General features: G+C 42.4%; 19 protein-coding genes and 1 riboswitch. Of the genes, 16 read left to right on the top strand and 3 right to left on the bottom strand.

What is annotated here, in order from left to right:
• The first annotated feature begins 5 nt into the window (after positions 1 to 5).
• The 5 genes from argH to metX all read left to right on the top strand — a co-directional run bounded on the left by argH (position 6) and on the right by metX (position 6,375).
• Positions 6 to 1,340: an argininosuccinate lyase gene (argH, locus tag D0X99_RS09280; protein ID WP_119477454.1), complete on the top strand. Its 1,335-nt coding sequence runs from the start codon at positions 6 to 8 to the stop codon at positions 1,338 to 1,340.
• A gap of 98 nt (positions 1,341 to 1,438) precedes the next feature.
• Positions 1,439 to 2,980 (top strand): SulP family inorganic anion transporter, encoded by a 1,542-nt coding sequence (locus tag D0X99_RS09275; protein WP_119477453.1) that lies wholly within the window; start codon positions 1,439 to 1,441, stop codon positions 2,978 to 2,980.
• Positions 2,977 to 3,633 (top strand): carbonic anhydrase, encoded by a 657-nt coding sequence (locus D0X99_RS09270; protein ID WP_119477451.1) that lies wholly within the window; start codon positions 2,977 to 2,979, stop codon positions 3,631 to 3,633. Before D0X99_RS09275 ends, D0X99_RS09270 begins: the two co-directional genes overlap by 4 nt.
• An 85-nt stretch (positions 3,634 to 3,718) precedes the next feature.
• Positions 3,719 to 3,827, top strand: a riboswitch (SAM riboswitch).
• Between the two features lie 181 nt (positions 3,828 to 4,008).
• Entirely contained in the window at positions 4,009 to 5,313 is a 1,305-nt protein-coding gene (locus D0X99_RS09265) for an O-acetylhomoserine aminocarboxypropyltransferase/cysteine synthase family protein (RefSeq protein WP_119477449.1), read from the top strand.
• A gap of 9 nt (positions 5,314 to 5,322) precedes the next feature.
• Positions 5,323 to 6,375 carry a homoserine O-acetyltransferase MetX gene (gene metX / locus D0X99_RS09260; protein ID WP_119477447.1) on the top strand — a complete coding sequence of 351 codons (1,053 nt, stop codon included), beginning with the start codon at positions 5,323 to 5,325 and terminating at the stop codon, positions 6,373 to 6,375.
• A 95-nt stretch (positions 6,376 to 6,470) separates the two neighbouring features.
• On the opposite strand, the gene D0X99_RS09255 is transcribed toward metX, so the two are convergent.
• The gene (locus tag D0X99_RS09255; protein WP_119477445.1) at positions 6,471 to 6,911 is read right to left on the bottom strand and encodes a DUF2147 domain-containing protein; all 441 of its coding nucleotides are present in this window, start codon (positions 6,909 to 6,911) and stop codon (positions 6,471 to 6,473) included.
• A gap of 57 nt (positions 6,912 to 6,968) precedes the next feature.
• Between D0X99_RS09255 and pdeM the strand changes: the two genes are divergently transcribed.
• The 9 genes from pdeM (at position 6,969) to D0X99_RS09210 (ending at position 15,680) form a co-directional block, all read left to right on the top strand.
• Positions 6,969 to 7,658, top strand: coding sequence for a ligase-associated DNA damage response endonuclease PdeM (pdeM, locus tag D0X99_RS09250; RefSeq protein WP_119477443.1), 690 nt, complete (start codon positions 6,969 to 6,971; stop codon positions 7,656 to 7,658).
• 41 nt (positions 7,659 to 7,699) lie between these two features.
• Positions 7,700 to 8,590: a cell division protein FtsX gene (locus D0X99_RS09245; protein ID WP_119477442.1), complete on the top strand. Its 891-nt coding sequence runs from the start codon at positions 7,700 to 7,702 to the stop codon at positions 8,588 to 8,590.
• Between the two features lie 2 nt (positions 8,591 to 8,592).
• Positions 8,593 to 8,802 carry a DUF3098 domain-containing protein gene (locus D0X99_RS09240; RefSeq protein ID WP_119477440.1) on the top strand — a complete coding sequence of 70 codons (210 nt, stop codon included), beginning with the start codon at positions 8,593 to 8,595 and terminating at the stop codon, positions 8,800 to 8,802.
• Between the two features lie 49 nt (positions 8,803 to 8,851).
• Entirely contained in the window at positions 8,852 to 9,535 is a 684-nt protein-coding gene (gene truB / locus D0X99_RS09235; protein ID WP_119477438.1) for a tRNA pseudouridine(55) synthase TruB, read from the top strand.
• Entirely contained in the window at positions 9,522 to 10,445 is a 924-nt protein-coding gene (locus tag D0X99_RS09230) for a bifunctional riboflavin kinase/FAD synthetase (RefSeq protein WP_119477436.1), read from the top strand. The genes truB and D0X99_RS09230 overlap by 14 nt, the downstream gene beginning before the upstream one ends.
• Before the next feature lie 13 nt (positions 10,446 to 10,458).
• A complete protein-coding gene (locus tag D0X99_RS09225) occupies positions 10,459 to 11,154 on the top strand; it encodes a CoA transferase subunit A (RefSeq protein ID WP_119477434.1) in 696 nt (231 codons plus the stop codon).
• 69 nt (positions 11,155 to 11,223) lie between these two features.
• Entirely contained in the window at positions 11,224 to 11,883 is a 660-nt protein-coding gene (locus D0X99_RS09220; RefSeq protein WP_119477432.1) for a CoA transferase subunit B, read from the top strand.
• A gap of 145 nt (positions 11,884 to 12,028) precedes the next feature.
• Positions 12,029 to 12,373 (top strand): gliding motility protein GldC, encoded by a 345-nt coding sequence (gldC, locus tag D0X99_RS09215; RefSeq protein WP_119477430.1) that lies wholly within the window; start codon positions 12,029 to 12,031, stop codon positions 12,371 to 12,373.
• 319 nt (positions 12,374 to 12,692) lie between these two features.
• A complete protein-coding gene (locus tag D0X99_RS09210) occupies positions 12,693 to 15,680 on the top strand; it encodes a TonB-dependent receptor (protein WP_119477428.1) in 2,988 nt (995 codons plus the stop codon).
• A gap of 516 nt (positions 15,681 to 16,196) precedes the next feature.
• Here the strand turns inward: D0X99_RS09210 and D0X99_RS09205 are convergent.
• Positions 16,197 to 17,696 carry a peptide MFS transporter gene (locus D0X99_RS09205; RefSeq protein WP_233553688.1) on the bottom strand — a complete coding sequence of 500 codons (1,500 nt, stop codon included), beginning with the start codon at positions 17,694 to 17,696 and terminating at the stop codon, positions 16,197 to 16,199.
• Positions 17,697 to 18,043: 347 nt separating this feature from the next.
• Between D0X99_RS09205 and pckA the strand changes: the two genes are divergently transcribed.
• Positions 18,044 to 19,645: a phosphoenolpyruvate carboxykinase (ATP) gene (pckA, locus tag D0X99_RS09200; protein ID WP_119477424.1), complete on the top strand. Its 1,602-nt coding sequence runs from the start codon at positions 18,044 to 18,046 to the stop codon at positions 19,643 to 19,645.
• Positions 19,646 to 19,769: 124 nt separating this feature from the next.
• A complete protein-coding gene (locus D0X99_RS09195; protein ID WP_119477422.1) occupies positions 19,770 to 20,207 on the top strand; it encodes a peptidylprolyl isomerase in 438 nt (145 codons plus the stop codon).
• An 84-nt stretch (positions 20,208 to 20,291) separates the two neighbouring features.
• Here the strand turns inward: D0X99_RS09195 and D0X99_RS09190 are convergent, their stop codons facing one another.
• Positions 20,292 to 21,851 carry a hypothetical protein gene (locus D0X99_RS09190; protein ID WP_119477420.1) on the bottom strand — a complete coding sequence of 520 codons (1,560 nt, stop codon included), beginning with the start codon at positions 21,849 to 21,851 and terminating at the stop codon, positions 20,292 to 20,294.
• Positions 21,852 to 21,982: the final 131 nt, after the last annotated feature.

The following is a 21,982-nucleotide window of genomic DNA, read 5'->3' as shown; positions in this document are numbered from 1 at the left end:
TCTCTATGAAACTTTGGCAGAAAGCTACCGGCAGTAAAAAGGAAGTCGAACAATTTACCATTGGAAGAGATCCGGAATTTGATCTAATTCTGGCACCTTTTGACGTGTTGGGATCCATGGCCCATGCCCACATGTTGACTAAAATCGGGCTGTTGACGGCTGAGGATAACAAGATTTTACAACAGGGGCTGAAGGAAATTTACCATGAAATTGAACAGGGAAAATTCTCCATAGCACCCGGTGTTGAAGATGTTCATTCCCAAGTCGAATTTCTCCTGACTGAGCGTTATGGAGAGGTTGGTAAAAAACTTCACAGTGGAAGAAGCCGAAATGATCAGGTTTTGGTAGACCTGAAGTTGTTTTATCGATCAGCCATCAGGGATATTGCCGAAGAAGCCCAAATTCTTTTTGACCTGCTGATCGAGCTTTCTGAAAAGCACAAAAATGACCTGATGCCAGGTTATACCCATACCCAATTGGCCATGCCATCTTCATTCGGTCTTTGGTTTGGCTCTTTTGCTGAAGGTTTGGCTGAGGATATGGGGTTGCTGAAATCAGCTTTTGATCTCAGTAACAAGAATCCATTAGGCTCTGCAGCCGGCTATGGATCCAGTTTTCCGCTGGACCGGACGCTTACAACGGAACTTTTGGGATTTTCAGATCTTCATCACAATGTCATCAATGCACAAAACAGTCGCGGCAAAACTGAGCGAACTTTGGCTTTTGCCCTTGCAGGAATCAGTGGCACATTAAATAAACTGGCAACGGATGTCTGTTTGTTTATGAATCAGCATTTTGCCTTCATTTCTTTTCCGGATGATTTGACTACGGGAAGCAGTATTATGCCCCATAAGAAAAACCCGGATGTTTTTGAGTTGATCCGAGCAAAAACCAATCAGATTCAAGCTGTACCGACTGCTGTCAGTTTATTATTGACCAATATGAGCACTGGGTATCATCGGGACATGCAATTACTCAAAGAGGAAATTTTTCCGGCTATCGAGAAGCTGAAATCCTGCCTCAGCATGAGCACTTTTATGCTTCAATCAATAAAGGTCCGTCAAAATATCCTGCTGGATTCTTTTTACAAGCACTTGTTCTCTGTGGAAGCCGTCAATGAATTGGTATTGAGTGGCGTCCCATTCCGGGATGCTTACAAACAAGTAGGGATGGAAATAGAGGCCGATAATTTTGCCCCTAATCAGAATAGCTTATCTCATACCCATGAGGGAAGTATTGGAAATCTTTGTTTGGTTGAAATTCAGGGTAAAATGAAAAAGGCAAACGCGGAATTTGATTTCCAGAAAATTGATGCTGCGTACCAAAAATTAATTAAATAAACTTCATCTCATCCATCAAATTTTTTTATAAACATTCATAGCAAAAATCTACTTTTAGGTAACATTCCAATCCGGAAAGCACTATACCTAAAATACCTATGGATAACCTGTTTGGTGAAAACTTGAAATACGACCTAAAAGCGAGTTTGGTGGTATTTTTAGTAGCACTTCCTCTTTGTTTAGGTATTGCCATTGCCAGTGGGGCACCACCAATGGCCGGGTTGATTGCCGGAATCGTTGGTGGAATTGTCGTTGGAGCACTTTCAGGTTCCCATGTAAGCGTCAGCGGACCAGCAGCTGGGCTAACTGTTATCGTTTTAGATTCCATTTCTTCCCTTGGCACATTTCAGTTATTTCTTGGAGCTGTTGTAATGGCAGGATTGATTCAGCTTTTTCTTGGGTTGTTAAAGGCTGGGGTTTTGGGTTATTATTTCCCCCATTCGGTAATTAAAGGAATGTTGAGTGCAATCGGCTTGATTTTGATTTTGAAGCAAATTCCCCACGCCCTAGGCTATGACAAGGATACCATGGGTGATGAAACTTTTCTTCAGGCAGACCAGCATAATACCTTTACAGAGATATGGTATGCCTTTCAATACTTCAGCCCCGGTGCAATCCCGATTGTTTTGGTTGCCTTGGCCATTCTGATTTCCTTTGAAAATCCACGACTAAAAAACCACAAAATATTTGGGATAGTACCAGGTGCCCTATGGGCGGTAGTTTCCGGGATTGTGATCAATGAACTTTATAGCATCATCAAACCGGATTGGAAGCTTGATGGGGAACACTTGGTGAATATTCCGATGGTAAATTCAGTTTCTGAATTGGGTTCGTTATTGACTTTTCCGGATTTTGGGCTTTTTACCTCACCGGAATTCTGGGTAGTTGCTTTTACTTTAGCTGCCATTGCAAGCATTGAAACCTTGCTGAGTATTGATGCTGCGGATAAAATGGATCCATACAAAAGGATTACACCAGCAAGTAAGGAATTGGTAGCCCAAGGAATTGGCAATACACTTTCCGGATTGATAGGAGGACTGCCGATCACTGCAGTTATCGTGAGGAGTTCAGCCAATATTGCATCCGGAGGACGAACAAAGCTTTCAGCCATAATTCATGGATTTCTTCTGGCTATTCTTGTTTTGGTTATCCCGGGGCTTTTAAGCAAGATCCCATTGAGTTGCTTGGCTGCTGTACTTTTTCTAGTTGGATTTAAATTAGCCAAACCGTCTATATTCATTTCTTCCTATGAAAAAGGTATTGCCCAATTCATTCCTTTTATGGTCACAATTGTAGCCATTCTCTTGACCGACTTATTGGTAGGAATTGGAATAGGAATGGTGTTTGGGTTGTTTTTTGTCATGAAAACCAATTTTCAAAGAGCCATTACGGTCACAGAGCTTGGAGGGAATTACCTTGTAAAACTTCAAAAAGATGTTTCTTTTTTAAATAAAGCCATCTTATTGAATAAATTAGCTGAAATACCTCAAGGCAGTAGTGTAATCCTAAATGCCCAAAAAGCCCAGTTTATTGATCATGACATTCAGGAAGTTTTAAATGATTTCATTGCAACAGCACCTTCAAAAAACATTACCATAACTCTGGAAGGATTTTCATATAATCTACAAAAACACTTATGAATCCATACGATAAACTTCTTTTACAAAACAAAGCTTGGTCTGAGGAAAAAATCAGAACAGACAAGGACTTTTTTAGCCGTCTTGCACATCAGCAAAAGCCTAAATTTCTTTGGATTGGATGTTCCGATAGCCGTGTACCTGCAAATGAAATAACAGGTACAGATCCGGGAGAGGTTTTTGTTCATCGAAATATTGCAAACATGGTCGTTCACACCGACCTCAATTTATTGAGCGTTTTACAGTATGCCGTGGATGTATTGAAAGTCGAGCATATCATCGTTTGTGGCCACTATGGTTGCGGAGGGATTGAAGCTGCTTTAGGCAACAAACACTTCGGTTTGATCAATAAGTGGCTCCGAAATATCAAAGAGGTATATAAAATGTACCAAAAAGAAATTGATTCCATTGAAGATCACTCATCCAGAGTCAATCGATTGGTAGAGCTGAATGTAATGGAGCAATGCCAGGATTTAATGAAAACATCCATCGTTCAGAAGGCTTGGCATATTCGCAAAGCGCCTCACATTTATGGCTGGGTTTACGGATTAAACAATGGTTTGGTGAAAGAATTGATAAAAATTGAACCAGATTTAAACAACGTTAATCCCATTTTCAGACTGGATCCAGAGCAATTGCTCAATGATCCCATTTAAAAATTTTAGCAGGAAGCGGATTTAAGTTTTGAATTTCCGTTTCCTGCACTTTTATTTGCAGTGTCCTTTCACTTTTTGGTGTTGGGATTTATAAAGAAGAGGCGAGAGACAGGCTCGGTGACCCTCTGGCAACCTGGAAAATCCAAGGTGCCAATTCCTGCCGGTTGAGAGGGTCTCAATCGGGACTATAAATTCCTTGAAAGATGACCAAGCGATTTAATCCTTCCCTTTTCTTAGGCTCCAAGCCAACCACACATCGTTACGTATCGTTTCTCTGTTTGAATTTTAGGCAATTCTACGTCTAAAACTCAATTTTCATTTTAGCAATCGGGCACTTTAACCCACAATTCTTTAACCCTTTAACTCTTCAAACTTATGTCAGCAAATTACCGCTTTGAAACGCTCCAGCTCCATGCAGGACAAGCACCAGACCCAGCTACTAACTCTCGGGCTGTTCCAATTTATCAGACAACTTCCTACGTGTTTAACAGCGCAGAACATGGCGCAAACCTGTTTGGACTAAAGGAATTCGGAAATATCTACACTAGGATTATGAATCCGACGACAGATGTTTTTGAAAAAAGAATCGCTGCACTTGAAGGTGGCGTCGCCGCTGTTGCAACCAGTTCCGGTCAGGCAGCCCAATTTTTGGCTTTGAACAATATCATGGAATCAGGAGACAATTTTGTTTCCACATCCTTTCTTTACGGAGGAACTTACAACCAATTCAAGGTAGCATTCAAACGTCTCGGCATCGATGCCAGATTTGCAAAAGGAGATTCTCCTGAAGCTTTTGAAAAACTGATCGACACCAAAACCAAGGCTATCTACCTGGAAACCATCGGCAACCCCGAGTTTAACATTCCGGATTTTGAGGCGATCGCTGCTTTGGCCAAAAAGTATGACATTCCGCTTGTGGTGGACAATACCTTCGGTGCGGGAGGATACCTGTTCAGACCAATAGAGCACGGTGCCAACATCGTGACTTCCTCTGCTACCAAGTGGATAGGTGGACATGGAACCTCCATTGGAGGCATTATCGTGGATGCAGGTAATTTCAATTGGGGAAATGGAAAATATCCTCAGTTCTCAGAACCTTCTGAGGGATATCATGGCTTGAACTTCTGGCAGGTTTTTGGAGAAAATAACCCACTCGGACTTCCCAATATCGCTTTTGCGATTCGGGCAAGAGTGGAAGGTCTCAGAGACTTTGGACCTGCCATCAGTCCATTCAATTCCTTCCTACTCCTACAGGGGATTGAAACCCTTTCCCTTCGGGTTCAAAGAACTGTCGAAAATGCGCTGGAAGTAGCCAAATGGCTGGAAGCTCATCCTCAGGTAGCTAAAGTCAATTATCCGGGACTTGCCTCTTCTCCTTATCATGCCTTAGGAAAAAAATACCTCAAAAATGGTTTTGGAGGGGTGTTGAGTTTTGAAATTAAAGGTAGCAAAGAGCAAACTTCAGCATTCATCAACAACCTCCAATTGATCTCTCACCTGGCAAATGTGGGTGATGCCAAGACGCTTATTATCCAACCTTCCGCGACTACCCATCAGCAACTTTCTGATGTAGAACAAAAAGCTGCAGGGGTCACTCCTAACCTGTTGAGAATTTCTGTTGGACTCGAGCACATCGACGACATCAAAGCTGATCTGCAGCAAGCATTCGAAAAAATCTGATTATCCCCAATGAATTTGACAAGCCCATTTGCTGACTTGACTATGACCCAGGAAGTTTTCCATTCGATTGAATCGCTACATCTGGAATCCGGCGAAGTTCTAATAAATTTTGACCTCGCTTATACCACTTATGGACAGTTGAATGCCGAAAAATCCAATGTAATCTGGGTCATCCATGCACTTACGGGAGATTCCAAAGCTGCCGAATGGTGGAATGGACTGATCGGAGAAGATAAATTTTTCGATCCGGCCAATCATTTCATCATCTGCGCCAATCTCCTGGGCAGTTGCTATGGTTCCACCAATCCGTTTAGTGAAAACCCCGAAACAGGTGAACCCTATTATTACGACTTTCCCCAAGTTACCACGCGTGATTTGGCGGCAAGTTTGGAAAGACTGCGGAATCACCTGGGAATCGAACAAATCCACACCTTGATTGGTGGTTCTTTGGGTGGTCAGGTTGGTCTGGAATGGGCAGTGACCTTGGGTCAAAAATTGAAAAATGCAGTAATTCTAGCCTCAACCCCAAAAACTTCCCCTTGGGTAATTGGCTTCAATGAAACACAGCGAATGGCTATTGAATCAGATTGTACTTGGGGAGAACGCCATGAATTGGCTGGATCCAAAGGGTTGGAAACTGCTCGGGCGATCGCCATGCTAAGCTACCGTCATCCTTTAGATCTAAAAATCAAACAAAGTGAAAAGGAGGAAAAACTGGACGGGTTCAGGGCTTCCTCCTACCTTCGCTACCAGGGCCAAAAACTTGCCAAGCGCTTCAATGCCCTTTCCTACTGGACTCTTTCCAAGGCCATGGACAGCCATGATTTGGGAAGAGACCGAGGTGGGATTGATGCTGCCTTAAGTTCGATTGAGGCAAAAGTTCTAGCTATTGGAGTGGATTCAGATCTCCTCTTTTTGCCGGCTGAATCACAATACATCAGTCAAAAAGTAAAACGAGGAACCTACAAAGAAATCACTTCCACCGCTGGGCATGACGCTTTTTTGATTGAATTTGAGCAGTTGGCTTATTTCCTAAAGTCTTTCTATTTGGAACAGAAATGAAAGTGGAATTCGGAAAGAAACTCTGATTTGAAAAAGGTTGTAGAATTCTCTTACTACTGGTTTTATAATAAATAAAGCGGGATATCCCGCTTTATTTATTTGACCTTAAACCATTCCACCGTTTTCCCGACAAAGGAAAAACCCAAATATCCTTTGACTTCCAGTATTGATTCAGATTTAAGCCGGAGTTCGCAGGAATATGTCTTTCCAGAATTGGGATCATAGATTTCTCCGTCTTTCCAGATACCTCCTGCGTATTTCAGCCCGTCAAGAATAGACAAACCTACAATCGGTCTTGTTCTTAGTTTGGGATCTGTGTTCTGTTTATCCAACACAGGCTTGCCGTCCGTATTGGGATTTTTAACCCAAATAATCTTTCCAATGTATTCGGACCCACTTTTAATAATCTGTATCTGAGCTGTCTTTTCGGTGTTGTACCATAGTCCCAAAATGGCGTTTTCAGACTGTGCCTGAATGTTCCATACCATTCCCAAGAACAATAAGAGAAACAGTGAAATAAACTGTCGGTTATTCATGCTGATCGAGTTTTGATATCGGTAAATACGAATAGATTTGAAATTGTTTTATTCCCCATGGAAAAATTAACTCAAGAAAACATACCAGTTGTTGCTGAATTTGGAGGTTTTTCGTTGGTTTTTCTGAAAGACAAGGCCTTGTGGATCAAAGAACTCTCCACACTTCTGATTGCTGATTTGCATTTTGGAAAAGCCGCACATTTTCGAAAATCAGGAATCCCCATACCCGAACCTGTTCACGACATGGATCTGCTTAGGATTCAACGCTTGCATGAATCCCTTAAGCCGACCAATACTTTTTTTCTCGGAGATCTGTTTCACTCCGATTGGAATGAACAGTGGGAATACCTGAACAATTTTCTCATTCGCTTTGAAGAGACTCAATTTCACTTGATCAAAGGAAACCACGATGTCCTTTCTCCAAAGGCCTACAGCCTATCGGTTTTAAAGATTCACAATCAGCCTTTAGGCTTGGAAAAATTCCTCTTGTCCCATGAGCCCATGGATGAAGTGCCCATAGGATTATTGAATATCTGTGGACACATTCATCCCGGAGTCAGATTGGTTGGAAAAGCCCGACAATCCGTGAGAATCCCCTGCTTCTTCCAAACTCAATCCCGGTTGATTTTGCCTGCCTTTGGAAATTTTACTGGACTTGCTCTTGTCCAGCCGGAGGAAAATGACAAAATCTGGGGAATTACCGGGGAAAAAATCATCCCGATCCTTTCTGGCACATCGATTGGTTAAATCCCCTTTGCTTTCCTATTTTTGAATCGAATTACCCAATCATGGCTAACCCAACCCGAAAGAAAAAAACACTCGGACATTTTAAGTTTGGCAGTGTGCTGTTTAGCACCACCCTATCACTTTTCATTGTGGGACTTTTTGGTGTCATTTTGATCCAAGCTAGGTCTCTGACCAAAATGATCCGGGAAAACATCGAAATCCAAGTGTTTCTCGATAAAAATTTAACCGAAGACCAACTTCAGGAAATTCAAAAAAGCATTGCCGGCAGGCCTTTTATTTTGACCAAATCGGATACACCCGGCCTAAGGTTTATTTCAGATGAGGAAGCTGCTGCTGCCTTTATTGAAAGTACCGGAGAGGACTTTACCAAGTTTCTCGAAGACAATCCACTTCGTGACAGTTATGTCATTTCAGTTGCAGAAGAGTTTCAGACCTCAGAACAGCTTCAGGCCATCGCAAAAGATTTAGAAGCGATTCCGGGAGTCTTTGAAGTCTCATACATGACAGATCTGGTAGATTCCATCAACAAAAATCTCCTCAAAGTAAGCTTGGTTATGGGAGGTTTTATTCTGATACTGATCATCACTGTGGTAATGCTGATTAACAATACGATTCGATTGGCCTTGTTTTCCCAGCGATTTTTGATCCGCTCGATGCAGTTAGTAGGTGCTACTCGTGGTTTTATCAGAAAGCCATTTTTGGTAAGAGCCTTGGCCTTTGGTATGCTGGCTGGAGCAGTAGCTTCAGGGATTTTGTTTGCATTGGTTGAATACACAAAAGCCAATATCGAAGGATTTGCCATGCTTGAAAATCAAACCATGTTACTGATACTATTTGCTTCCTTGATCATTATCGGAGGAATCCTTTCTGTACTGAGTACCTTACGCGCCGTAAATAGATATCTAAATATGTCCTTGGACGAACTATATTAACCATGAGCAATACTCCTTTTCCTTTTTCAAAAAAGAACTACCGTCTCATGCTGATTGGCCTGGGATTGATTGTCCTGGGTTTTATTCTGATCGGTCTGGACGGTGAACCACACGGCAACGGGGTACTCGGGTTGACCATTGGCCCTATAGTAACCTTGGCAGGCTTTATTTTTGAGTTTTACGCTATTTTCGCCAAAACCGAAAAAAGCTAAAATCATTCGCTCTCAGCTTCAATTATAGTAAGCTGTTCAATACAAAAACATGCAACAAGAAGCTTACGGAGAAGTATTTCTGATCAACAAACCACTGGAATGGACCTCCTTTGATGTGGTTAAAAAGGTGAGAAATGCCCTTCGTATCAAAAAAGTCGGCCATGCAGGTACCCTTGACCCTTTGGCAACAGGACTTTTGATCGTTTGTGCTGGCAAGCAAACCAAGCAGATCGAAACCTACATGGGGCAGGAAAAGGAATACACCGGGAGTTTTGTAATCGGTGCTACCACAGAATCTTTTGATCTGGAAAAACCGATAATTCCCGTTGCTGATGCTTCCCGCATAACTTTGGAACAGGTAAAAGCCGCGGTTGCACAGCTGACAGGAGATATTTTACAGGTTCCCCCCATGCACTCAGCAATTAAAGTGGATGGTAAAAGAGTATACGAATCTGCCCGAAAAGGCCTTGAAGTTAAAATGGAAGCCCGCCCTGTTCAGGTTAGAGAGTTTGAAATCACCCGATTTGAAAATAATGAAGTGGATTTTCGGATTTCCTGTTCCAAAGGAACGTATATCCGAAGTCTTGCTCGGGATTTGGGGGAAATTTTAGGTGTTGGGGCTTACCTGAAAGCCCTTTGCCGAACCCGAATTGGAGATTTTCAATTGACTGAAGCCCACAATCTGCCGGAATTGATAGAAGAAATCAAAGCCCGACCTCATGAGAATCTATGAAGGATTAGCGGATTTTTCTCCTGTGAGAAATGCAGTGGTGACTTCAGGAACATTTGACGGGGTCCACTTGGGTCATCAAAAAATCCTTAACCGGATTCGGGAAATCGCCACGGCCATCGATGGAGAAACAGTTTTGATTACTTTTTGGCCACACCCTCGGTTGGTCCTCTATCCCAATGAACACAACCTAAGACTGCTCAGCACTTTCGAAGAAAAGACCAAGCTGCTCCGCCAGTTCGGGATTGATCATTTGATCACCATTCCCTTTACAAAGGAGTTTTCCCAAATGACTTCGGAAGAATTTATCCGGAGAGTTCTAATGGAAAAGTTGAAAACCAAAAAACTGGTAATCGGATATGATCACCGTTTTGGAAAAAACAGAGAAGGAAGCTTTGAATACCTGAAGGCAAACAGCGCAGAATTCGGATTTGAACTGGAGGAAATTTCCCGACAGGACGTAGATGAAATCGGAGTTTCCAGTACCAAAATCCGAAAAGCATTGGAATCAGGCGATGTAAAAACAGCTGTCACGTATCTGGGTAGACCGTATGAACTGAACGGATTAGTAATCAAAGGACAGCAGATCGGCCGTTCAATTGGATTTCCCACGGCTAATATTCATATCCCAAACGATTACAAACTAATTCCAAAAGACGGCGTTTACGCAGTGGAAACAATGGTAGATGGAATCCTTTACAAAGCTATGCTCAATATTGGAAATCGGCCTACTGTGGACGGTTCAAAAAAGACAGTTGAAGCCAATCTGTTTGATTTTCATGGAGATCTTTATGACAAACAGATTACCGTTTATTTTCATGAGTTCTTAAGAGAGGAGCGGAAATTTGAGAACCTTGAAGCGTTGAAAAACCAATTGATTCAGGATCAGAAGACTGCAAAAGCCTTGCTATAAACCCAAATAAGTTATGATCAACAAAACCGTAAAAAATGCACAGGAAGCCGTCGCAGATATACCCAGCAATTGCATGCTGATGATGGGAGGATTCGGTCTGAGCGGTATTCCTGAAAACTGCATTAAAGCCCTTTTGGAAAAAGAGATATCAGGATTGACCATTGTTTCAAACAATGCAGGTGTGGACGATTTCGGAATTGGCCTTTTGCTCAAAAAGCGAATGGTCAAAAAGATGATTTCAAGCTATGTCGGAGAAAATGCTGAATTTGAAAGACAGTTGCTAAATGGTGAGCTTGAAGTGGATTTGATTCCTCAGGGCACTTTGGCGGAGCGTGTTAGAGCTGGGGGCGCAGGTATTCCGGCATTTTTCACACCTGCGGGTGTTGGAACGGAAGTGGCAGAAGGAAAAGAAGTCCGGGAGTTTGACGGAAAACTTTACTTGATGGAACGCTGGTTACGGGCTGATTTTTCGATTGTGAAAGCTTGGAAAGGTGATACCGCAGGAAACCTAATCTTCAAGGGGACGGCCAGAAATTTTAATCCCATCATGGCAGCAGCCGGGAAAATTTGCATTGCGGAAGTCGAAGAATTGGTGCCGGCAGGTGAATTAGACCCCAATCAGGTACACACTCCGGGAATCTACGTGCAACGAATCTTCCAAGGAGTGGATTACGAGAAAAGAATCGAACACAGAACTATTTCAAAATAGATGAAGGAAAGTAGGCTGAGTTAATTCTTCGGCCTTAAGTTTAATTACTTCGATTTCAAATAGACCCAAATGCTAACCAAAGAACAAATCGCCCAACGTATCGCCAAAGAAGTGAAAAACGGGCAGTATATCAATCTGGGAATCGGAATCCCTACCCTAGTAGCCAATTACATTCCAAAGCATCTGGATGTGGTCCTTCAGTCTGAAAACGGACTTTTGGGAATTGGCCCCTTCCCTACCGAGGATCAAGTAGATCCTGATCTGATCAATGCAGGCAAACAAACCATTACCATGGTGCCTGGCTCTGCCATTTTCAATTCAGCGGAATCTTTCGCCATGATTCGTGGCGGGCATGTTCATCTTACTATTTTAGGCGCCATGGAAGTATCGGAAAACGGTGACATCGCCAACTGGAAAATCCCTGGTAAAATGGTCAAAGGAATGGGAGGAGCTATGGATTTGGTTGCTTCAGCCAAGAATATTATCGTTGCTATGCAACATTGTTCCAAGGATGGTCAATCTAAGCTTTTGCCTGAGTGCAGCCTTCCAATTACTGGAATCAAATGTGTGAAAAAAATAGTGTCCGATCTTGCAGTGCTTGAAATTGCTCCCGAAGGTGGATTTATTCTAAAAGAAAGAGCTCCTGGAGTTTCTGTCGAAGAAATCAAATCCAAAACCGCCGGAAAACTCATCATTTACGGAGAAATTCCGGAAATGACATTCGACTAATTTTAAAACAGGGAACCTGCAAAACCAACTCATGGTTACCCGATAAATTTTGAATCCATGTAATCAAGCAAGGTGCCAGCGATACACTGAAATGCCGTTAAAAGCATTCAATATTTCGTCGGTCCTTAAAAACAAGAATAAGCAGATGAAAAAATCAGAAATCAATTTCCAGATCGAGCTGGATGGAAATAACCTTCCAAAGAATATTCAATGGGATGCCTCGGATAAGGAAAGTGTGGGGATGGAATCCACCAAAAGTATCAGTGTAAATGTTTGGGATAACCTAAATCATGCTACGCTTCGAATAGATCTGTGGACTGACGAGATGTCTGTGGTGGAAATGAAAAGATTCTATATCGATATAATTGGAGGTATGGCCCAAACCATTTTGAACAGCACTGGAGATGAATATATGTCCGAAGAAATGAAAGAATTGTGCGATCGATTGGTCAAACATGTTAACGAGGAAAACAAAAGGAATTCTCGGTAATCAGATAAAAAACGAAAAAGGCTTGATGAAAATCAGGCCTTTTTTGGTTACTCAAAAAATCCTATGTGAAATTCTGTTTTTTGGATTTTTTAATAAAATCAGCAAGTGAGTTAAGTATTTCTAATAGAACCTCCTAAAAATTTTTGATAATCAGGAAAAATACCCTCAGTTTCCATTTTTAGGCAATTTTATCATTATTAAAGAGTTAAAAAATTTTAAATCTTGACCGTTGGAAATTCGGTTTTTACCATAAATTTCGAACAAATGAACGGCCATATGCTGATTTATTAATCACCTTAACAATTTCACAAAATAGCCTATGAGAAATTTTACAAGAAAAATCTGGGGAGCAGTGTTTACACTTGCTCTGCTGGTTTCCATTGGAACCAGTGCAGCTTATGCACAGACTACCATCTCAGGAACTGTCACCGACGCGGAAACAAAAGAGACCTTGGTAGGTGTAAACATAATCGTTAAAGGAAAAGTGATTGGAACGATCACTGACCTCTCCGGTAAGTTTACCCTCAATGTGAATCAGGAACCTCCGTTTACATTAGTGTTTTCAATGGTTGGTTTTACTTCCAAAGAAGTCGAAGTTACTGGAGGAATGAGTAATTTGAATGTAGAGTTGGCCGAAGCTTCCATCATGGGACAAGAGGTCGTGATTTCAGCTTCCAGAGTGGAAGAAAGCATCATGCAATCTCCAGTTTCTGTTGAAAAAATGGATATTATCGCCATTAGGGAAGTACCTCAAGCTAGCTTTTATGATGCCTTAAATAACATGAAAGGTGTCGAAATGAGTACCCAATCCCTTACGTTCAAATCTTTCAATACCAGAGGTTTCAATGCCAACGGAAACGTAAGGACTGTTCAAATGATTGACGGTATGGACAATCAAGCTCCAGGGTTGAATTTCTCTGTTGGTAACATTGTGGGTATATCAGAGCTTGATTTGGAGAGCGTTGAATTGCTTCCCGGAGCTTCTTCCGCCTTGTATGGACCAAATGCGATCAATGGTATCCTGTTGATGAATTCAAAGAATCCATTTCAGTATCAAGGCCTATCAGCAAGTGTTAGAACTGGCTTTATGAATGAAGACAGCAGAACAACAGCGGGAACCGGATTTTATGATTTCAGTGCTCGATATGCGAAAGCCTTCAGCGATAAGGTAGCTTTCAAGGTCAACATGTCCTACCTAAGAGCTGATGACTGGCAAGCCAATGATTTCAGGGATCAGTCTTTGCTAAACGGTTCGACAATTGAAACAGGAAGCAGAGCAAATAATCCTGCTTTCAATGGTGTCAACATTTATGGTGACGAGACAAACGTAAACATGAACAGCATTGCCCAGCAAATGGTCGCAGCAGGAGCTCTTCCTGCACAATTGTTGGGATTGATTCCTCAGACCTTTGTTTCAAGAACAGGCTATCTGGAAAGTGATCTGGCAGATTATGATACCAAATCCCTCAAATTCAACGCAGCACTCCACTGGAGAGTTAATGACCGAATTGAGGCAATTATCCAAGGTAATTACGGATACGGAACGACGGTTTATACCGGTGCTGACCGTTATTCCATCGCCAACTTTAATTTGGGACAATACAAGGCTGAATTGCGTGGTTCCAACTGGTTCCTGAGAGCTTATACAACTCAGGAGAGATCAGGTGATGCATTTGCAGTAGGTATTGCCGCTCAAGGCATCAACGAAGCTTGGAAACCAAGTACCCTTTGGTTTCCACAATACGTAGGTGCATTTGCCCAAGCTAGAGCACAAGGTGCAGATGTTAATGCTGCACACCTGGCTGCGAGAGGTTTTGCAGATCAGGGAAGATTGGTGCCTGGAACACCTGGATTTGAGGATGCAAAGCAAAAGGTGATCTCCAAACCTATTCCGGGTGACGCGAGTGGTGTAGGTGCTCAGTTTGTGGACAAAACCAATTTGTATCATTTTGAAGGCTCCTATACTTTCACGGGGATTAAGTTTGCAGATTTCGTAATGGGTGCCAATTATAGAATCTATGCCCTTAATTCTGAAAAAACCCTTTTCGCAACAGATGAAAACGGAGATGAATTCAGCATCAATGAATATGGCGGTTACCTTCAGGGTGCTAAGAGATTGTTCAATGACAAATTTAAGTTGACAGCCTCTTTGAGATATGACAAAAACGAAAACTTCGAAGGTCAGTGGTCTCCAAGAGTTTCAGGTGTATATACCGCTGGGAACCACAATTTCAGGGCTTCCTATCAGACAGGCTTCCGCATCCCTACCACTCAGGATCAATACATCGACCTAGTCACTCCTCAAGCCAGATTGATTGGTGGTCTGCCGCTGTTTAGAGAACGATATAACTTTGATACAAATCCGGTTTATAGTTTGGCAACCGTCCAAAACTTCGGTGCTGGAGTACTTGCCTCAGCTCAAAGCCCTGCAATTCAGCAGGCCGCAATTGCAGAAGCAACAAGACGAGCATTGGCAGCTGCTCAAGCCGGACAAATCCCTGCTACTCCGGCAGCTATACAGGCATTTGTACAAACAGTAGCTCCTCAGTTAGTACCAGTATTTGCCGCTCAGGCCAACCAGGATAAGCTGGTGGAATATGAGCAAACAACCTTCAAACCTGAGGTGGTAAAATCTTTTGAAATTGGATACAAAGGCTTGTTCGCAAATCGACTCTTGGTTGATGCTTATGCCTATTTCAACCGATTTGAAAACTTCATTGGTGGACAGGTTTTGGTTCAGGACAAAAATCCAAATCCAGCAAACCCGGCATCGGCACTTGGTTTGAACTTGCTCAGTGCAAACACCCGAAACGTTTACTCCATGCCAGTCAACAGAACTGAAGTACTTGAATCTTGGGGTTGGGCTTTAGGATTGGATTATAAACTTCCTAAGAATTATTCTGTTGGTGGTAACGTATCTTACAATACGCTATCCAACCTGGAAGACTTTGCGGAAACAGGTTTCCAGCCATCATTCAATACGCCAGAGTATCGTTATGTGATCAATTTTGCAAACCGTGAATTTGTGAAAAATACCGGTTTCTCACTTTCCTACAGATGGCAGGGTGAATTTGTATGGCAGTCTTCATTTGTTGCACCAGCTGTATCCTCTCAGCAATTGTCTGTTATGCCGGCCTTTGGAACATTTGATGCACAGCTCAGCTACAAACTTGAAAGCATGAAGTCAATCCTGAAAATTGGTGGTAGCAACCTGTTTAATTCCACAGGTTATCGTCAGGCTTGGGGTAACCCAACTGTTGGAACGATGTACTACATCAGCTTGACCTTTGACGAGTTCCTGAATTAATTAACTAAATAACCCAAAAATGAAAAAAGCTACCTGAGCAATCGGGTAGCTTTTTTTATTCAATCAATTTAAGGAACCTCAAAAACTTCAATCGGCATCGCCTCAGAATTGGGTTTTGCCTATACCCATTGACTAGTTGAAGAAGGGTGTAATTTCTCGCCAATTTGGCCCGATGTATATATCCAAAAGAACAGATTAAGATGGGCAGAAAGCCATTTTCAGAACCCAGTAAAAATGACATCTTATTTGTAAAGGTTGGATTAAGACTATCAGGGTAAAGGGGAATTAGGCAAAGCGTGAAATTAAAGATGATTAGGTTAAGATTTGGAACAAACCTACCTTTTTAAAATATGGATGTATAGGTGAGATCCTCTATTAATTAATTAGCGCTTCAAGCAATTCTATTCGGTTAAAAGACAAAAATTCAAATCTTTTATCGCTAAAAAAAAAAAGAGGCTGCTTCATGGAGATGAAGCAGCCTCTTTTCAATTTTAAATAGAAGCTAGTGGCCTAAGATTAATGAACATTTCCCATCATTTTCCTCAGAACTGGTTTTAGCAAGAACAAGAGAATTGCCGAGCCCATTACCGTATAAACAATCATCATAAATTGGTCTGGCATTGCTGCCAGGCCTTCTTCTGTTCCACCACTAGCCTCACCTGCGATCAAGCCTGCAAAGAGGTTACCCAATGCAACTGAAAGGAACCAAATTCCCATCATTTGCCCTCCATAACCTTTTGGAGCTAGTTTGGTGACAAGTGACAATCCAACCGGAGATAAGCTAAGCTCGCCAAAGGTGTGAAGTAAATAAGTGATGATCAACCAGCTTGGAGCTGCCAATTCTCCTGAGGCAGCGATCTTGGTGGCGAAATACATCACAAAGAAACCCAACCCCAACTGCAACAACCCGAAGGTGAATTTAAGCGGAGAACTTGGCTCAAGATTTTTCCGACCCAACCACACCCAAAGTGCAGCAAAAAACGGCGCAAAAATGATGATAAACAGGGAATTGATCGATTGGAAGTATCCGGTGGGAATATCCCATCCTAAAATAGTCCTGTCCGTAAATCGCTCTGCAAATAGATTCAAGGTTGATCCGGCCTGCTCAAAACCTGACCAAAACATCGCAGAGAAAATAAACAGGATTGCAATAACTCCAACCTTGTTTTTATCGGCTTTGCCCAAACCACCAAAGGCTATCACATACCCCAAATACCCAAAAGCCACAACAGCGATCACAGTTCCTGAAGCACTGGCAATTCCGGAAGCATCTATTGGGATAATTCCGGTGAATAGTACTGCGATGATCGCTGCACCTACCAAGCCAATGATTGAAGTTACAGAGCGGAGTTTCTTCTGAGCAGTTATTTCCTCCTTTGTTTTTAAAACTGGGGCATCACCATACCCATCCAAGGCACCTCCGGTTAGCTTATATTGAATCAATCCAAGCACCATACCTAAGCCGGCCAAGCCAAAACCCATGTGCATGTCATATTCAGCAACTGTGCTACACGCGATCGGTGCTATGAATCCACCGATATTAATTCCCATGTAAAAAATACTGAAACCGGCGTCTCTTTTTGAGCTACCCTCAGGATAGAGTTGACCAACAATGGAACTGATATTCGGCTTCAATAAGCCTGTACCCAGTACAATTAGAATCAACCCCAAAAAGAAAGAGGTAGTGTCCAATGTGCTAAGAGATTCCTTTGGACCTGCTGCGCCGTTTATCCAAGTTTCAATTCCCGGCAATGCCATCATAAAATGGCCCATTGCAATTATGATTCCTCCATACCATACGGATTTTTTCAATCCAAATAGTCGGTCTGCAAGCCCGCCACCTGGCAAAGCCAAAAGGTAAACGCCCATGGTGTAAAGTCCATAGACTGCTCCGGCAGTCTTATCGTCAAATCCCAATCCTCCATCCACAATGGCTTTGGTCATAAAGAGGATAAGCAATGCACGCATTCCGTAATAACTGAAACGCTCCCACATTTCAGTAAAAAAAAGGGTCATAAGGCCCTTTGGATGACCAAAAGCAGTTGGTCCTTCAATCTCAGTACTCAGTTGTTTTTCCAAGGAAATTCTTTATTTGGGTGGAAATAAGTTTTACAATGATAAACTTTTTTACTCCTTGTTTCCAAAGATTTCGGGATATGTGGTTTGCTTTTATAAGGTAAATCTCATTTGGGCCAAAAGTTTTTATATGGATCCTTTAGGGATTCCTGATAAAAGTCATTCTTGAAATTGATTTACTTCCGAAATCGATTGAAAAGCGAAATTTTAGGGTTTTTTATGATTTTGGATTCAATTTCAATTGGTAATTTTGACAAGACAATTTTCAGTTTGTAAACCCAAATCTTATGCAGGACCTGGTTCTGGACTCCCCTACTTCTCCCCTTTCTTTTCTTCAGTTAAATGCCAAGGGAAAAGTATATTTCAATCTCTCCCAAGCAGAATTGGTTGAGGAATCACTTTCTCGAAATGAAAGTAAACTGACCAACTCCGGTGCTTTGATGGCAGATACCGGAAAATTTACCGGCCGCTCTCCCAAGGACCGGTACATCGTCTTTGATGAAAAAACGAGTGAAGCCGTTTGGTGGGGTGATATAAACATCCCTATTGAACCGACTAAGTTTGATTCGCTTCTCCACAAAATGAAAGTGTATCTCGAAGACAAGGATTTATTTGTAAGAGATGCTTACGCGGGTGCAGATTCGGATTACCGTTTGAAACTTCGTGTAATCAACACCTGGGCCTGGCACAACCTATTTTGTGCAAACATGTTTCTTCGGCCTTCTCAGGAAGAGTTGATGAATTTCGAACATGACTTCACCATCATTTGTGCCCCTGGATTTGAAGCAAATCCCGAAGAAGACGGAGTAAGAAACCCGAACTTCGCGATTCTGAACATGTCCAAGCGAATGATCCTGATCGGCGGAACTGGCTATGCAGGAGAGATGAAAAAGGGCATTTTCTCAGTGCTGAATTTCATCCTTCCCCATGAGCGCAAGGTTTTATCCATGCATTGCTCCGCCAACGTTGGAAAGAAAGGCGATACAGCGATTTTCTTTGGGCTATCAGGTACCGGTAAAACAACGCTTTCTGCCGATCCAAATCGAAATTTGGTTGGAGATGATGAGCACGGCTGGACTGAGGACACTGTATTCAATTTTGAGGGAGGCTGCTATGCCAAAGTCATTGACCTGAATAAAGAGCGGGAGCCGGAAATTCACGATGCAATTCGTTTTGGAGCCATTGTTGAAAACACCCGGTTTATCCCCGGAACCCGTGAAGTGGACTTTACCAACAAATCCGTCACCGAAAACACCCGAACTGCTTACCCTATCCATCATATTCCAAATGCCCTTGAACCCTCCATAGCAGGAATTCCGAAGAATATTTTCTTCCTGACGGCGGATGCTTTTGGGGTCATTCCTCCAATCTCAAGACTGAATAAAAGTCAAGCCATGTATCATTTCATTTCAGGTTATACCGCAAAAGTAGCCGGCACGGAAATGGGAATCACGGAACCGAAATTGACTTTTTCTGCCTGTTTTGGGGCTGCATTTCTCCCACTTCATCCGACAGAATACGCAAAACTCTTTGGAGAAAAAATGGAAAAACATGATGTCGATGTTTGGCTGATAAATACTGGTTGGACAGGCGGTCCCTACGGAATCGGAAGCCGAATTAAGTTGCCTTACACCAGAGCCATGATCTCTGCTGCTTTGGAAGGCAAGCTCGATCAGGTAATTTATTTGCAACACCCAATTTTTGGATTTGAAGTTCCTCAATCGTGCCCCAATGTTCCTTCAGAATTGCTCAACCCAAGAACAACTTGGGCAAATCCGGAGGAATACGATGAGCAAGCCGAGAAACTTGCGAAGTCATTTGTGGAGAATTTTGAAAAATTTGAAGACTTTGCAACCCCCGAGATTTTAGCCGGAGCACCGAATATTTAAATAAAAAGGAGTGATTTTCACTCCTTTTCTTTTTAGGGTAATAAAAAATAGAGTTCAAATCCTATTTTTGCCCAACCTTAAATCTTTTGGCCGCGATGGTCGGATTAACCTGAAATTTTGACAAATGAAAACCGCAGAAATTATTACCGAAAAGGGCACCATGAAAGTTGAATTTTATGATAAGGATGCCCCAAATACCGTCCAAAACTTCATTGACCTTTCCAAAAAAGGATTTTACGATGGACTGACTTTTCACAGGGTGATACCAAACTTTGTTATCCAAGGTGGATGCCCTGTTGGAAATGGAACCGGGGGACCTGGTTACAAAATCAAATGTGAATTGGACGGAGGAAATCAATACCATGATCGAGGAGTACTTTCGATGGCCCATGCCGGTCGGAATACAGGCGGATCACAGTTTTTTATCTGCCATAGTCGCACCAACACAGCTCACTTGGACAGAAACCATACCTGCTTTGGCAAAGTGGTGGAAGGTCTGGAGGTGATCGATGCGATACGGGCAGGAGATAAAATTGAAAAAATCGTTATTCACGAAGATTGAGATAATTCCATAAAATGAAATGCCCCTAAAAAGTATCTGACTTTTTGGGGGCATTTTTGTTTCAGATGGGTTTGATTTTTAGTTTTATCTGTCTATTTCCTCCAGAATTTTTAGCACTTCTGAATGGATTTTTGGGGCTGTTTCTGGACCGAGGGAATTGATCTCACCATAGGGCCTATTTTTGTAATCATAGGTAAAAGGAGGCTCAGCGTCCCATTGACTTTTGGGGACAATGTAGCCAACCATGTCATTGGACAATCCTCCAAAGAACTTATACTTCCTGGGAATTTTCGTTTGCAAGGCAGGTACTTCAACCGGTTCCAATCCGAAATCTGCACCGGAAGGTGATTCAACCCCGCCGAAAAGAATTTCAGGATACAATTCACCGGGCACATGCACAAAAGTCGCTGGCCCCAATGTCCACGCGGACACTTCGGATCGGATATGCTTCCAAGAAGTAAATCCTCTTTCAAAAATTCCAAGAAACGCAGCCAAATGGAACAGCTCATTATCCATTTTCAATTCAATGGATTGGGCACGGACAGATAGATTCACCTTATTCTCAGGCTTCCAAATCGTATCATTAAGCGTTTCCAAAGTAATTTTGGCTAAGGCTTTTCCTTGAGCTCGCATTTTTTCAGGACTTTGCTTGAGAAACGATTCACCTGAATAAGGATCTGATACAGTCATTTCTGGATGAGTAGTCATCAGCCCTCCAACAGCACCATTGAGAAAAATCGCCACCCCGCCAACGCCTTCCATCAGGATTGAATCCCCTTCTGAAATCCCGTTTTCGACCATAGTTCTCCAAGGATCCGGAAAATCAGAACTGATCTGGATATTTTCAGACCAAAGCGTTTCAGGATGGTTTCCCCAATTCATGAGTGTTCCTAACGTTTTCCCAGTTTCAGCATCCAAGACTTGCATCAGTTTCAAGGAGGCGTCAAATACCAGCGGAGGCCGGGTATCTCCTACCAGAGGCTTCAACTTTTCCTTTTCCTCCGCAAAGCGAAAAACTGCAGGACGAACTGCCTTGGAAGCATCTTCTATGGCCTTTCGGATTCCTTCCTGAACTTGATCCAAGTAAACGGGATTCACTCCCCTTGCATAATCAGAAGGTCCCCACTGACCTATAACGTCCGGAGAAGAGTGCACATGCGTACTTGCAATGATCACATAATCCAGCTCTGGATTTGCTTGTTCAATTAACTTTCGGGTTGCGATGACCTCATCATTCCCAAAACCGATCATATCAATCACACAGAGGGCAATCTTCACATCACCTGCATCCAACACCATTGCTCTAGCCCACAAGGGATCCAAAACACCTTGAGCAGGCCGAGAGTTGTGAAAACCTGCTAGCCAAATCGCATCAAATTCACCATTGCCATTTGCATCTTCAAATGTATCTCCATCTTCAGGATTGAATCGGGAATCCGAATTGGCATCAGTCCAGGTTTCAAAGCCCTGAGGAGTAATGTCTACCTTGGCAAATCCTGCAAGGACATATTTCTGCGACGATTTCAGATCAATGTCAACCGAATAATCTTGGTGACGATCTCTAAATTGGTAAAGTGAGAAAATCCATATTCCCAAGATTGATAAACTCAGAAAAATCAGGATTCCCAAAAGCACTTTTTTCATAATTCAAGACGGTTAGGTGGGTTTAATGCGGGCTTCAAAGTCTAGAATTTCTTCCAAAATCGCTAATCCTTCGAATCATTTTGACAAATGGCAAATCTGGAACAGAAATTGAAATTGGTGCATCCCCTAAC

The sequence above is a fragment of the Algoriphagus lacus genome (assembly GCF_003583985.1).
In the GTDB taxonomy this organism is placed as follows: Bacteria; Bacteroidota; Bacteroidia; order Cytophagales; family Cyclobacteriaceae; genus Algoriphagus; species Algoriphagus lacus.
Note: the sequence above shows the minus strand (reverse complement) of the source record. Positions and strands in the feature narration are given on the sequence as shown.